The 14,189-nt window shown below is 59.8% G+C and carries 14 protein-coding genes, 1 tRNA gene and 1 other RNA gene; 9 read left to right on the plus strand and 7 right to left on the minus strand.

Annotated elements, in window-relative coordinates; translation table 11 throughout:
• From VLJ37_07070 to rnr, 7 genes are all read right to left on the minus strand, one after another.
• Positions 1-293: YmdB family metallophosphoesterase (locus tag VLJ37_07070; protein ID HSA59432.1), on the minus strand; the 293-nt coding region annotated here is incomplete at its 3' end.
• On the minus strand, positions 290-1,858 hold the full coding sequence (gene rny, locus VLJ37_07075) for a ribonuclease Y (GenBank protein ID HSA59433.1): 1,569 nt from the start codon (positions 1,856-1,858) through the stop codon (positions 290-292). The genes rny and VLJ37_07070, both read right to left, overlap by 4 nt.
• The gene (locus VLJ37_07080) at positions 1,837-2,448 is read right to left on the minus strand and encodes a 5-formyltetrahydrofolate cyclo-ligase (protein ID HSA59434.1); all 612 of its coding nucleotides are present in this window, start codon (positions 2,446-2,448) and stop codon (positions 1,837-1,839) included. The genes rny and VLJ37_07080 overlap by 22 nt, the downstream gene beginning before the upstream one ends.
• Positions 2,449-2,749: 301 nt before the next feature.
• A non-coding RNA gene (gene ssrS / locus VLJ37_07085) (6S RNA) lies at positions 2,750-2,930 on the minus strand.
• Positions 2,931-2,944: 14 nt separating this feature from the next.
• On the minus strand, positions 2,945-3,247 hold the full coding sequence (gene zapA / locus VLJ37_07090; protein ID HSA59435.1) for a cell division protein ZapA: 303 nt from the start codon (positions 3,245-3,247) through the stop codon (positions 2,945-2,947).
• A gap of 69 nt (positions 3,248-3,316) precedes the next feature.
• Positions 3,317-4,837, minus strand: a complete 1,521-nt coding sequence (locus VLJ37_07095) for a cellulose synthase family protein (protein HSA59436.1) — start codon at positions 4,835-4,837, stop codon at positions 3,317-3,319.
• A 58-nt stretch (positions 4,838-4,895) separates the two neighbouring features.
• Positions 4,896-6,410: a ribonuclease R gene (rnr, locus tag VLJ37_07100; GenBank protein ID HSA59437.1), complete on the minus strand. Its 1,515-nt coding sequence runs from the start codon at positions 6,408-6,410 to the stop codon at positions 4,896-4,898.
• A 75-nt stretch (positions 6,411-6,485) separates the two neighbouring features.
• Here rnr and VLJ37_07105 point away from each other — a divergent pair, with 75 nt between their 5' ends.
• From VLJ37_07105 to VLJ37_07145, 9 genes are all read left to right on the plus strand, one after another.
• On the plus strand, positions 6,486-6,764 hold the full coding sequence (locus VLJ37_07105; protein ID HSA59438.1) for a zinc ribbon domain-containing protein: 279 nt from the start codon (positions 6,486-6,488) through the stop codon (positions 6,762-6,764).
• Positions 6,765-6,808: 44 nt separating this feature from the next.
• Positions 6,809-6,892 (plus strand) — tRNA-Leu (locus VLJ37_07110).
• 50 nt (positions 6,893-6,942) lie between these two features.
• On the plus strand, positions 6,943-7,299 hold the full coding sequence (locus VLJ37_07115) for a hypothetical protein (protein ID HSA59439.1): 357 nt from the start codon (positions 6,943-6,945) through the stop codon (positions 7,297-7,299).
• 64 nt (positions 7,300-7,363) lie between these two features.
• A complete protein-coding gene (locus VLJ37_07120) occupies positions 7,364-8,587 on the plus strand; it encodes a TolC family protein (GenBank protein HSA59440.1) in 1,224 nt (407 codons plus the stop codon).
• Positions 8,584-9,636 carry an efflux RND transporter periplasmic adaptor subunit gene (locus VLJ37_07125; GenBank protein HSA59441.1) on the plus strand — a complete coding sequence of 351 codons (1,053 nt, stop codon included), beginning with the start codon at positions 8,584-8,586 and terminating at the stop codon, positions 9,634-9,636. Before VLJ37_07120 ends, VLJ37_07125 begins: the two co-directional genes overlap by 4 nt.
• Before the next feature lies 1 nt (position 9,637).
• The gene (locus tag VLJ37_07130) at positions 9,638-12,904 is read left to right on the plus strand and encodes an efflux RND transporter permease subunit (protein ID HSA59442.1); all 3,267 of its coding nucleotides are present in this window, start codon (positions 9,638-9,640) and stop codon (positions 12,902-12,904) included.
• Between the two features lie 83 nt (positions 12,905-12,987).
• Complete coding sequence (locus VLJ37_07135; protein ID HSA59443.1) at positions 12,988-13,332, plus strand: hypothetical protein; 345 nt, start codon at positions 12,988-12,990, stop codon at positions 13,330-13,332.
• A 16-nt stretch (positions 13,333-13,348) separates the two neighbouring features.
• The gene (locus tag VLJ37_07140; GenBank protein HSA59444.1) at positions 13,349-13,822 is read left to right on the plus strand and encodes a hypothetical protein; all 474 of its coding nucleotides are present in this window, start codon (positions 13,349-13,351) and stop codon (positions 13,820-13,822) included.
• Positions 13,823-13,834: 12 nt separating this feature from the next.
• Positions 13,835-13,993 carry a hypothetical protein gene (locus tag VLJ37_07145; protein ID HSA59445.1) on the plus strand — a complete coding sequence of 53 codons (159 nt, stop codon included), beginning with the start codon at positions 13,835-13,837 and terminating at the stop codon, positions 13,991-13,993.
• Positions 13,994-14,189: the final 196 nt, after the last annotated feature.

Below are 14,189 nucleotides of genomic sequence, written 5' to 3' on the forward strand. Positions count from 1 at the left end.
CGGCCCGGCGCCTCGGCGCTGTAATTGGCGGGCCGAACAAGCACCTTGGAACTCGCGAGATACGGAATGATTTCTTTCTGGTCCCAGAGATGGTTGCCCGCCGTGAAAGCGTTGACGCCCGCGGCTTGAAGCTCCTCGATAATCTTGGGGGTGACGCCTCTGCCGTGGGCGGCGTTTTCGACATTGGCGACGATAAAATCGACGCCGCGTTCCCGCCGCCATTCCGGAACTTTTTTCCGGACGGCCGCGCGGCCGGGTTCCCCGAAAACGTCGCCGATGAAGAGGATCTTCATTTGGCGAAGTCGACGGCCCGGGTTTCGCGAATGATCGTCACCTTGATCTGGCCGGGATAGGTGAGCTGGCTTTCAATCTTTTTCACGATGTCCTTGCAAAGAATCGTTGCGTCGGTGTCCGAAATGCGCTCCGGCTGGACCATCACCCTCAATTCCCGTCCCGCCTGAATGGCGTAGGCCTTCTCGACTTGGTCGTAGGACGTGGCGATCTTCTCCAAATCATCCAGGCGTTTGATGTAGGTCTCAGCGGACTCCATCCGCGCCCCGGGCCGGGCGCCGGAGAGGGCGTCCGCCGCCTCCACTAAGTGGTCGAGAACGCTCTCCTGGGGGATGTCCTCGTGATGGGCCCAGACGCCGTGGACCACAGCAGCGGGCTCACCGTACTTCTTTGCCAACTCGCCTCCGATGACGGCGTGCGACCCCTCAATCTCGTGGGACACCGCCTTGCCGATGTCATGAAGGAGGCCCGCGCGGCGCGCGAGCTTGGGATCAAGACCCAGTTCCGCGGCCATGATGCCGCAGAGAAAGCCGACCTCGATGGAGTGGTTGAGGACGTTTTGGGCGTAGCTGTAGCGGTACTTGAGGGCGCCCAGGAGCTTGACCAGCTCCGGGTGGATGCCGTGGATATCCAGGTCGAAAAGGGCCTGCTGTCCGGCCTCACGGATCCCTTTTTCCACGTCCTGCGTCACCTTATCGAGCGTCTCCTCGATCCGCGCGGGGTGAATACGCCCGTCGGCCAGGAGCTTCTCCAACGTGGCGCGGGCGATCTCGCGCCGAATCGGATTGTGCGATGACACCACGACCGCGCCCGGAGTATCGTCGATGATCAGATCGACCCCGGTCGCCTGCTCCAAGGCCCGAATGTTCCGACCTTCCCGTCCGATGACGCGTCCTTTCATGTCTTCCGACGGAAGCTTGACGACTGAAACCGAAGCCTCCTGCACCCACTCCCCCGACATCCTCTCGATGGCGAGGGATATGATCTTTTTCGCCTTCTTGTCGGCCGTCTCCTTGGCCTCATCCTCGATTTGTTTGATCTTCTTGGCCGCCTCATGGGTCGCTTCGGAGCTCATTTTCTCGACGAGCAGTCGTTTGGCTTCCTCCGCGCTCAACCCCGAGAGCTTCTCCAAGAGTTGCTTGGAGTCCTCGATCATGCCCTGGTATTTCTTCTCGAGATCCTCGATGTTCTTTTTCTTCGCGTCGACACTCTGCTCGGAGCGCTTCACGTCGGCCTCTTTCCGCTCCATCTGCTCCATCTTGCGGTCGAGGTTTTCCTCCTTCACGGCAATCCTCTTCTCGATGGAGGACAGCTCCTGTCGGCGGCGCTTCTCCTCCTCCTCCATCTCCATCTTTGACTTGAAGATCTGATCGCGCGCCGAAAGCTCCGCTTCCTTTTGAATGGTCTTGGCCTTGGATTCCGCCTCTTGAATGAGGTTTTTCACCTTGGCCTCGGCGGATTCCACCTCGCGGCGCAGAACGTTTTTTCTCACGAAGAAACCGACGACGAGCCCCAAGATCAAGGCTCCGGCAGCGCTGACAATTATCACAAAGGTTTGTGATTCCATGACGGCTCCTCTTTTGCGATCCCGCGGATTGTCCTCGTCTCGGTCACGATCCAATGGCAGACCAGATCGGTCTCCATCCGAGGAATCTCGGGCACAACTTGAAAATCATAGGCCAAACCGATTTTTCTCCCCTGAAATCCAGAAAGACAGCGGTCGTAATATCCTTTGCCGAATCCCAATCGGTTCCCCTGCTCATCAAACGCGACTCCCGGCACCAAGACCGCCTCGACCTCCTCCAAAGACACGCTTTCGCCCTCCAAGGGCGCGGGAATCTCCCAGCGGTCCGGCACCAGTCGGCCCCAATCAGGGACGGGAACGAACTCGATGCGCTCGCCGGTGACGCGAGGGAAGAACGTCCGGCACCCTCTCTTTTGAAGCTGGCCGAAGATCCATTCCGTCGAAACCTCGCCCCGGACGGAGGCGTAGAGAGCGACGGAGGTCAACCGATCAAGAAGGGAAGATTCAAAGAGACGCCGCCCGACTTCAAGGCTGCGCGCCAAGGTTTCGTGCGCTTTTAGGGATTCACGAAGGCCCTTCATGCGCCTTCGAAGATCCTCCTTGGATTCCTGAATGGATTCCAAAGCGCACATCCTCGAGATGCGGGAGAAATGAGGGAAAAGGTCGAAGAGAAAGCTATTGTGAATTCAGGCGATCCCATCCACGGCGATCGTGGTGCCGCCCACGAAGGAGCGGCTTGGGATATATGATGCTATGATGTCCGCTAAAACTCACAAAAATAACCTTCTGATTCAAGAGACGGTCCTTTTGCCTTTTTTCTTCCCGCTTGGTTGATCTTCTACTTCCTTCTCACCAGCTTCCCCACCAGTATCATTCTTTAATTCTCCTGATGGAGCCGTTTCAGCCTCCGATCGATTCGTCGGAGGATGAAAAGGTTCCCCTGCATTTGCCGTGTGGGAATAGCCCTTGAACCCTAGGCTTAGGTGGGGGCCATATCGCCGTTTTAGGCTTCCCATTCGATTTCATGGGCCTGCACACCACGGCGAGGGACAACCCCCGTTCTTTTAGATAGGTTCAAAAGAACATGAACCCATCACGCACAACACAGGGGAAACTCGATCTTTTGTTTCAAAGAGCCAACTGGGACCCCGCGCCCAACTGCATGTCGACCAGGCGAATGATATCACGCACTTTCTGTGCCGTGCGAGCGTTTTGGACTCCCCGAGTTTCCTCGAAGCGCCTCAACTCCTCCGCCATGTTCATGCAGACCAGCAAGGCCGCCGTCAACATCGAGGCCGACTTGCTGGCGTCCATCACCTCGCGGACCCTGTCCGAAACCAAAGCGGCGATCTGCGTCACGGTCTCGTCGCTCGCGTCGCTCCTCAACGTCAATTTCTGGTTGAGGATCGATACGACATGCGACTTTTTCATAATACCATTCTCCGGGGCTGAGGGGAACCTCCCACTTGAATAAACTTTAAGTCCCAGCTCGGAAGGGTGTCAAGAAATTTGGGCTTCGATGGAGGGCTCCATGGGGGCCGTGATGGAAGACCCCACCCCCCCGCGGCCTTGGAATATCGAAAGAAGACTGGAATATCCGAAGCCGACGACAAACAGGAGAAGAAACGGTACGGAAAGGTACAGACCCTCGCTCAGCGCATAGGCGACCGTAACCATGTAGAGGAGGGTCAGAAAAATCTCCACCAGGCTCAGGAACGCCAGCCTGCCCCGGTAACCCTTTTCCTTCCAGGAATCCGAGCGGTTCACGACCGCGTACTTGGGCGTCCGCGTGAACTCGCCGGTCTTGCCGATCAGCCCTTCGAGGACCGCCTTGCTGTTGTTGAGGCAGAGACCAATGCCCAGTGCCAGGCTGAAAAAGATGTATTTCACGCGGGAGAACCAGTCGGAATAGGCCTTCTTTTGCGAATGGTAGTAAAAAACCGAGACGGACCAAGTCGCTGACAGGAACAACGGCAGGTCGATCCACAACATGTCATACCAGCCCTGCTCCCGGCGGACATAGATCGAGACCGGCAGGAGGAACGACAGGATCGCCATGAGCAGGTAATTGAAATTCGCCGCCAAGTGGAAGAACGCCTCCATCTTGACGCGCCAAGGATAAGGCCCCTTGAGGAGCGAAGGCAGGAGCTTCTTGGCGACCTGCACCGACCCCTTCGACCAACGGTGTTGCTGTGTCTTGAGTGCGTTGATGTCCACGGGCAATTCCGCCGGGGCGACGACCTCGTCCAGATAAACGAACCGCCAGCCTTTCATCTGAGCGCGGTATGAGAGGTCGATGTCCTCCGTCAGTGTGTCCCCCGACCAGCCGCCCGCGTCCCCGATGCAGGACTTCCGCCAAACGCCGGCCGTGCCGTTGAAATTGAAAAAACAACCGGACCGATGCCGGGCCGTGTGTTCAATGATGAAATGACCGTCCAGGAGAATCGCCTGGGCCCTTGTCAGAAGAGAATAGTCTCGATTCAAGTGCTCCCAGCGCGTCTGGACCATACCGATATCCGAACCACCATAAAAATGCGGGATCACCTTCTTGAGAAAATCGGGTTCTGGCAGGAAGTCCGCGTCAAAGACGGCCACGAACTCGCCCTTCGCCTCTTTCAGGCCGTGAGCCAAGGCACCGGCCTTGAAGCCTACGCGGTCGCCTCTTCGGACGTGACGGATGAGAAATCCCCTTCGGCTCCACTCCGCAATTTCGCGGTCCACGACGGCCACGGTCTCGTCGTTCGAATCGTCCAGGACCTGGATTTCCAATCGCTCCCGCGGATAGTCAAAAGCGCAGACGGCTCGAATCAGGCGCGGCACCACATAGCGTTCATTGAAGATGGGAAGCTGAACCGTGACCCAAGGGGCCTCCGGCAGGCTCTCAAAAGGGAGGGCCGAAGGCTTGTCCTTCTTCAGCCGGTAATAGAGAAACAAGAGATAATAGCGATGAAGCCCAAAAGCGGACGGCAGGAGCAGAATTGCGAAATAGAAAATCAGAAAAAACAAGGAATAATGCGGCATTTAGCCCGGCACCTATAATGGAAGGCCGACCCAAATGTCAAACAGTGTCAAAAGCCCCTCACAGGCCGAAATCAACCCACCGTTTTTCCAGATTGACCCCCTGAACGGTGACGGTCACCGGCATCCCGATCTGGTACTTTTTCTTCTTCCGGCGCCCCACGAGCGCATGGGCCTTTTCGTGAAAGGTATAAGCGTCATCCCTCAAATTCTTAATGGAAACAAGACCTTCCACAAAGAATGGGATGAGCTCCACAAAGAGCCCAAACTTGGTGACGCCGGAAATGATGCCATCAAACGTCTGCCCCACCTTTTCTTTCAAGAAGAGCGCGGCCGCCAGGTCCCGAGACGCCCATTCGGCTTTTTGCGAGTTCCTCTCTCGTTCCGAACAATGGACGGCCATCTCCTGGAGCCGTTTGCCTCCCGACTCTTTGTGTTTGCCCGGCCGGCCTCCTCGAAGGGCCTGCGTGAGGATCCGGTGCACCATCAAATCCGGATAACGGCGGATCGGCGAGGTGAAGTGCGTGTAGCATTCCGACGCAAGCCCGAAATGTCCGACGTTCTTCGTGTCGTAAACAGCCCGCGCCATCGTCCGCAGAAGGACGGTGTTGATGAGCTTCTCTTCGGGTTTACCTCGGACGGCCTCGATGACGGCCGCGAGCGCACCCGGTTGGACGCGACGGCCGAGCCGAAGACCGTATCCCAGGTGATGCAACAGCACCGCGAAATCGCGGACGCGCTCCGGATCGGGCTCCTGATGGACGCGGTAGACCGACGGCAACCGGCTCTCCGCAATGAATTCAGCGACGGCCTCGTTGGCCGCGATCATGAACTCCTCGATCAAACGGTGCGCCTTGTTCCTCTCCGCCTTGACGATCTTGTCGATGCGCCCCTGCGCGAGGTCGAGCTCGATCGACGATTCGGGCAAGTCGAAGTCGAGGCTGCCCCGCGCCCGCCGCCGGCCTTGAATGCGCTCCGCGAGGACGCCCATCCGCTCCAGATCCTCGAGAATCGATTTATGCCGTCCCCGGGCGGCTTCGTCCCGGTCGTCGAGGATCTTGCGAACCTCCGTGTAGGTGAGGCGTGCCCGGCTCTTGATGACGCTCCGGTAAAAACGGATCGCCGTCCGCCGGCCTTGGACGTCGAACGCCATCTCCGCCGTGTAGGTCCGCCGCTCCTCGTGCGGGACGAGGCTGCAGAGGTCGTTGGAGAGCCGCTCCGGCAACATGGGCAGGACGCGGTCGGGAAAGTACGTACTCGTGGCGCGCCGGTAGGCCTCCCGGTCCACCGCCGTGCCCGGCTTGACGAAGTGGCTCACATCGGCGATCGACACCTTGAGGACGAAACCGTCGCGCGTTTCGGAAACGGACACGGCGTCGTCAAAGTCCCGGGCGTTCTCTCCGTCGATCGTGACAACCACCTCCGCGCGCAGATCGACCCTGCCCTCCCAGTCCTGCGCCGTGAGAGGACCCGGAAACGCTCGGGCTTCCGCCTCGACCTCGCGCGGAAAAGACGTCGCGAGCTTGAACTCCTTCACAATGTTCGAAATCCCCTTCTTAAGTAGATCGATGGACATAGGAGCCTCGTGGCATCCTCATAGACTTTTTTCAATGATTTCGCTAAGGTGATTTTCCAGGAGATCCTTCTATCTATGGCCTACAAAGACGATGACGTTCTCGAGGACTATTGCCCCAAGTGCGGGGCCTATACGGGCGGAGATTCGGTCTGCCCGAATTGCGGCGCCAAGATCTTCGACGACTCCGGCCTTGAAGAAGTGGAAGAAGACGAGGAAGGCGGCCCGCCCCCTGAAAAGGAAGAGGAAGAGGAAGACGATGATGAGGATGAGGACGAACTCGACGAGGAACCCGAGGATGAAGACGAAGAGGACGAAGAATTAGACCGGGATGACGACGACGAGGAAGAGGAATAGTCTTGCGCCTTCACGCCGATCATTTATAGAAGGCCCCCGAAAAAGCCGCTGTGGTGGAATTGGTAGACACGCACGATTCAGGGTCGTGTGGGCGCAAGCCCGTGGAGGTTCGAGTCCTCTCAGCGGCACACACCACGCATTGACATCCTCGCACCAGAAGCCTAGTCTAATAATCGACATGCTACGACGGCTTGCAGCGATGTCCGTGATCGTGACCGCGCTCGCGGGTTTCGGGGCCCCAACGGCCTATGCCGGGAAGGCATCTCCGAAGCCCGCCTGCTGCAAGCCATCTCATTGCCTGTCTCAAAGCGTCCAAGTCTCAAAAAACTTGAGCTGTTGCCGCGCGGACCGGCCGGCACAGGCCCCGACCACCGCGCCCGCCACTCCCAAGGCGCTTGATAACATGGGGCCGCTGACCACCCTCGAGGTGGTCCTGGTCTCGAATCCCCAAGTTTTTCGCAATGATCAATCCGGGAAGGTGTTCCATTCGCCCCCTCCTCCGCTTTTTGACCTCAAGTCTTCGTTCTTAATCTGACCCCAAAGAGAAAACGCCAGGGTGCGTTGTTCACGGCTCGACTACGAGCCAAAGGGGTCAGATTATGTTTATTGCCTTACTCTTGCTCCTCCTGCTGCCTTTACAGGCGGTCGCAGGAGACAAAATCCTCACTCTGGATGAGGCGATCCAGGAGGTTTTGATCGTCAATCAGGATGTTCGCGCCGCCGGCTACCGGACCGAGGCGGCCAAGGCCCGCATTCCCCAGGCCAAGGCGCTCGACGACCCGATGGTGGGGGTGATGTTCGAGGACGTCCCGTTCGGCGACAACGTCACCCATGGCGAGCAAATCAACTACCGGATCGAGCAGAAGCTCCCCTTTCCGGGCAAACGGCACGTGCGGGGCAAGGCCGCGCGCTTCGACGCCGAAGCGGCGGCGGCGAACGCCTCAGGCCGCGTTCGCGACGTCCTTCTCGATCTCAAAAGGACCTATTACGAGGTCTACCGGATCGAACGGAGCCTCGAGGTCAACCGCGAGAACCAGGCCCTTCTGCGGCAATTCCTGGGCTCGACGGAAACCGCCTACGCCGCGGGAAAGACTACGGCGGCCAATCCCCTCAAGGCCCAGGTGGAGCTCTCACAGTTGAAGAACCAGGAGATCCTCTTGCACCAGGAACACCAGACGCACATGGCCCACCTGACGGCGATCCTGAACCGCACCGACCACGAAGATCTCCGGCTACCGTCCCGTCTCTCATGGCCACGGTTGAAGGCGACTCTCGAGGACATCGAGGCGATGGCCGTGGAATCGCGCCCGGAGTTGAAGGAACTCCGCGCCGCAGAAAAACGCGACCGCGCGCGGGTCACCTCCGCCAAGCAAGGTCTCATTCCCGATTTTGCACTCGGCTTCGAGTACAATCAGCGCCCGAACCGGGAGGACGCCTGGACGGGGACCGCGATGATCAACCTCCCCGTCTTTTTCTGGAGCAAGAACCGGGGCGAAATCCGCGAGGCGAAGGCCTCGCTCCAGGCCGCCAAGGCGGAGCACGATTCGATGGAGATCCACACGCGGCACGAGCTCGAGCAGGCCTACTCCGGCGTTACGGCCTCGCAGAAGGTGGTGGCGAGCTACGAGCGCGAGATCCTGCCGCAGGCAAAGACGACCCTGGAGGCCGCGCGGACGGCCTACGCCTCGGGAGACGTGGATTTTCTCACCCTGATCGACGCGGCGCGGACCTATCGCGATCTCAAAACGTCCTATTACGAAAGCCAGGCCCGGCTCGGCATGACGTTCGCCGAACTGGAACGACTGGTGGGGAGAGATTTATGAATGCGAAAAATATCATCCTGGCGGCCGCCCTCTTCGGCATCGCCGCGAGCGCAGTCTTCGGCCTTTCGTCGTGCGCCAAGTCCGGACAGCACGAGAAGGACCCCGACACCGCCTATTACACCTGCCCGATGCACCATCAGATTCACATGGATCACCCGGGCCAGTGCCCGATCTGCGGGATGGATCTGGTCAGAGTTGATCCGAAGAAAGGCGGAGGCGGACCGCAATCAGGCATCACCATCCCAGGCGATCAACAACAACTCATCGGCCTCAGGACGGAGGCGGCGGTCAAGAAGCGCGCCGTACAGGAGATCCGAACCGTCGGCCGCGTCGCCTTCGATCCGGATTTGGCCGTGGCCCAGCGTGAGTACCTGGAAATCGTCAAGAGCGTCCCCGCGCTTAAAGACGCGGCGAGGTCCAACCTGAGGTTGAAAGGGATGTCGGAGGAGGAGATCCGTGGTCTGGAACGCAAGGGCGCCTCCACGAACCTCTATCTCCCCCAGACGGGCGATTCCGTCTGGGTCTATGCGACCCTCTACCAGGATGAGGCGAACCTTGTGACGCCAGGGCTTGAGGCGGAGGTCTCCCTTCCCTCGGGCCCGGATGAGAAATTCATCGGGACAATTCGAGCGATCGACCCCGTCGTCAATCCGATCACACGATCGGCCCGTGCGCGCATTGAGATCCCGGCCGGAGGCGGCCGATTGCGGCCGGACACCTATGTGGACGTCTCGCTCAAGGTCGATCTCGGCGAGGCGATCCTGATCCCCAAGTCCGCGGTGATCGACACGGGGGTCCGGAAGGTCGCCTTCGTGGTGCGTGACGGAACGAATTTTCAACCGCGCGATATCAAGACAGGTCCCGAGGCCGGCGACAACGTGGTCGTGAACGAGGGAATCGCCGAGGGAGAGAAGGTCGTCGCCAGCGCCGCCTTCATGGTGGATTCGGAATCGCAGTTAAAGGCGGCCGTCGCCTCGGCCCCGGGATGCCCGGAGGGACAGTCCTGGGATCAAGGGATGTCGATGTGCATGCCGACACCGGGGAAATAGCGTGATTGAAAAGATCATCGAATTCTCGGCCCGAAACAAGTTCATCGTCCTCACCCTCGTGGCGGTGGCGATGGCGATCGGGGTCTGGTGCCTGAGGAACATCCCGTTGGACGCCATTCCCGATCTCTCCGACACCCAGGTCATCATCTACTCCCGCTGGGACCGGAGCCCCGACATCATGGAGGACCAGGTCACCTATCCGATCGTCACCGCCCTCCTGGGGGCCCCGAAGGTCAAGGCCGTCCGGGGCTTTTCGGATTTTGGTTTCTCTTACGTCTACGTGATTTTCGAGGACGGGACCGACATCTACTGGGCGCGGAGCCGCGTCCTGGAATATCTTTCCAAGATCATCCCGCGTCTCCCCCCCGGTGTGGAGACCGAGCTCGGACCCGACGCCACCAGCGTCGGTTGGATCTTTGAATACGCCCTCGTGGACGACACGGGGAAACACAACCTGCAGGAACTCCGGAGCTATCAGGACTGGAATCTGCGTTACCATCTTCAGAGCGTCCCGGGCGTCGCCGAGGTCGCCTCCGTCGGGGGTTTCGTCAAGCAGTACCAGGTGAACGTCGATCCCAATGCCCTGGCCGCGTACAACATCCCGCTCAACCAGGCGGTCGACGCGATCCGAAAGGGAAACAACGAGATCGGAGGGAGGCTCGTCGAGTTTTCGGGACGCGAATACATGGTGCGCGGACGGGGGTATATCCGGTCCCTCGAGGACATTGAGAACATCGCGGTCGGGATCGATTCAAAGACGGGAACACCGGTCCTCATCAGGAACATCGGCACCGTCCGGCTGGGCCCCGACATCCGGCGCGGCGTCGCCGACCTGGACGGCCGGGGGGATGTCGTCGGCGGCATCGTCGTGATGCGGTACGGCGAGAACGCCCTGAACGTGATCGAGCGGGTGAAGGCTCGGATCGAGGAGCTCAAGCCCTCGCTCCCCGAGGGGGTCCGGATCGTCACCACCTACGACCGCTCCGACTTGATCGGCCGATCGATCGAGACGCTCAAGACAACGCTGACCGATGAAATGATCATCGTGAGCATCGTCATCCTGATATTTCTCTGGCACATCCCTTCGGCGATCGTCCCGATCATCACGATCCCGGTCGCGGTCTTGCTCGCCTTCATCCCCCTCTATCTGATGGGGCTGACCTCCAACATCATGTCCCTGGCCGGGATGGCGATCTCCATCGGCGTCCTGGTCGACGGGGCGATCGTCGAAGTCGAAAACGCCTACAAGAAACTGGAGCGTTGGCTCGCCGGCGGACGAAAGGGAGATTTTCACGAGGTGCGGCTGGACGCCCTGAAAGAGGTCGGGCCCTCCGTCTTCTTTTCGCTCCTGGTCATCGCCGTCGCCTTCATGCCGATCTTCACCTTGGTCGACCAGGAGGGAAGGCTCTTCAAGCCGCTCGCCTATTCAAAGAACCTCGCGATGGCCATCGCGGCCATCCTGGCGGTGACGCTTGATCCCGCCCTCCGGATGCTCTTCGCCCGGATGGATTTTTTCAAATTCAAGCCGAAGTGGCTCTGCGGCGCCGCCAATCACGTCCTGGTCGGGCGCTACTACGCCGAGGAAAAACACCCGATCAGCCAGATCCTGTTCGCCCTCTACGAGCCGGCCTGCCGCTTCGTGCTCAGACACCGCAAGCCGGCCTTGATCGCGGCGGGATTCCTGATGTTGACGACGATCCCCGTTTACATGGGCCTGGGGTCGGAGTTCATTCCGCCGTTGAACGAGGGGACGATCCTCTACATGCCGACCACCTTCCCGGGTCTCTCCGTCACCGAGGCGAGCCGTATCCTGCAGATCCAAGACAAGATTTTGAAGACCTTTCCGGAGGTCGAGACGGTCTTCGGCAAGGCGGGCCGTGCGAACTCGTCAACCGATCCGGCGCCCTTCTCAATGGTGGAAACGACCGTCGTCCTGAAGCCCGAGGCCCAGTGGCGGAAGGTCAGGCGGTGGTACTCCTCCGGATTTTTCAAGGTGCCGGAGCTGTTTCACCCGATCCTCCGGCACGTCTGGAGCGACACGATCTCGTGGGAAGAGCTGACCGCCGAGATGAACCGTGCCATGCAGATCCCGGGATGGACGAACGCCTGGACGATGCCCGTTAAGGCGCGGATCGACATGCTCTCGACCGGGATCCGGACGCCGATCGGGATCAAGGTCTTTGGGGCCGACCTGAAGCAGATCGAGGATCTCGGCCGGCGTCTCGAAACGATCTTGAAAGATGTTCCCGGCACACGAAGTGCGTTCGCCGAGCGGGTGGCGGGGGGCTACTTCCTCGACTTCGACCTGAAGAGGGACCAACTCGCCCGCTACGGTCTGACGGTCGACGACGCGGAGATGGTGATCTCCTCCGCCATCGGGGGCGAAGACATCACGACGACCGTCGAGGGCCGGGAAAGGTATTCCGTCAACCTCCGTTACGCCCGCGAGCTCCGCGACGACCTCCCCAAACTGCAACGCGTCTTGGTTCCGACCCCCTCCGGTGCCCAGATCCCAATGAGCGAAATCGCCGACATCCATTTTTCGACCGGACCCGCGATGATCCGGGACGAGAACGGAATGCTCGCCGGCTACCTTTTCGTCGACATGGCGGGACGGGACATCGGAGGCTACGTCCAAGACGCCAAGAAGGCGGTCGGGGAGAGGCTGTCCCTCCCGGCGGGCTATACGCTTCGCTGGAGCGGGCAGTACGAAAACATGCTCCGAGTCCGCGAACGGCTCAAGTTCGTCCTCCCGTTGACGGTCTTTCTCATTTTCGTCCTCCTTTATATGAACACCAAGTCCGCGGTGAAGGCGGGGATCGTGATGCTGGCCGTCCCCTTCTCGCTGGTCGGCGCGGTCTGGCTCCTCTGGCTCCTCCACTACAACGTCTCGATCGCCGTCTGGGTCGGGATGATCGCCCTCATGGGACTGGATGCCGAGACCGGCGTTTTCATGCTCCTCTTCCTCGATCTCTCGTACAAGGATTTCAAGGACGAGGGACGGCTCAAGACGAGGACAGATCTGACGGAGGCGATCATCCACGGGGCGGTCAAAAGAGTGCGGCCCAAGATGATGACGGTCGCCGCGGCCATGATCGGGCTCCTCCCCATCATGTGGTCGCTCGGCACCGGGGCCGACATGATGAAGCGGATCGCCGCCCCGATGATCGGGGGGCTGGTGACGTCGTTCATTCTGGAGCTGCTGATCTACCCGGTCATTTTTGCCATGTGGAAGGAGAGGTCGTTACGAAATGAAACACGAGCCTAAGAGGCGAAGGAGGTGACACATGTCATACCCATGAAGTGTCCGTGCGGAATTCTCAACTTAGTTTTAAACGGAAGGAGAAGGTCATGAAACTCACAATAACACTCACCGCCCTGGCCCTGGGCCTCGCCGTCCTCGGCGCGGGCGGCACCGCCTCGGCGGTGCCGAAGACCAAGGCCGACCACGCGGCCCTTGCGGAGAAGTACGAGAAGATGGCCGCCGATCAAGACGCGCTCGTCAAGGAGCATACGGAGATGAAGAAGGACTACCGCTCCAACCAGGCCGTTCTCCCCAAGCAGACGCGCGAGAAGTCGCTCTCCGAAATGGACGAGCACTGCAACGCCATCATCACCGAGGCCAGGAAGCTGGCCGACGAGTACAAGGCCATGGCCCAGTGGCACAAGATGCGGGCCGAGGAGATGGGGAAGTAGATCGCGGGATCGCCCCATGAGCGAAACGAAGACCACGGCGGCGGATAAGGCGCCTCCGGGGCTGATCGACGCCGTGCGCCGTCATCAAGTCTGTTGGGAGACGTCTCCCCTCCTGCACTATGCTCTTCAGGGGGAGAAAACGACGATCGGCTTCGAACTCGGCCTGTACGGAACACATGATCACCCACGACACCCTCCGACACCTGGGTGCGAGGAATGCTCCGTCGTGCATCAGGCTCTCGAAGAAATCGCCCGATGGATCATTCCCAAGAAAGATACCGAGAGCCAGTATCAAATCGAGGTCGACTTCCCGGCTCTCGTTTATTCGCGCCTCCGGAAGAACCGTCCCGAAGTGAAGCTTACGATCAAGATTATGCACCGCTCCGGATTCGACCGCCCCGTCGATGCCTGCGAGATAGCCTGCATTCAGGAGATGGAGTCAAAACTCAAGAGCATCGGGGCGCAGCGGGACAAGTGGAAGGGATCATGAGACGCCTTTCCTATGGCCCGAAGTTACGGCCGGTCGGCCCATTACGGGCGGTCTCGAAAGAGCCTCGCCGTTCCGTGTTACGCCCTGAAGCGCGAGGCCTTGGAGCGCGCCAAAATGTACGAGCGCTTGGCCGGCGAAGAAGAGCGCCTTCAACAAAATGTGGACAGGTGACCGAAAATTGTGCCTAATTCCGGTGATCTTTTCGAAGATGCTCGCAGACGGATGAAGTCACTCGCGCAAATCCAAAGGAGGATTACATGAAGTTCACCAAGACGCTCATGGCCTTGGCCGTGGGATTCGCCATCCTCGGCGCGGGCGTCACCGTCTCGGCGGTGCCGAAGACCAAGGCCGATCATACGGCCCTGAT

Source organism: bacterium (assembly GCA_035454885.1).
GTDB lineage: Bacteria > UBA10199 > UBA10199 > JACPAL01.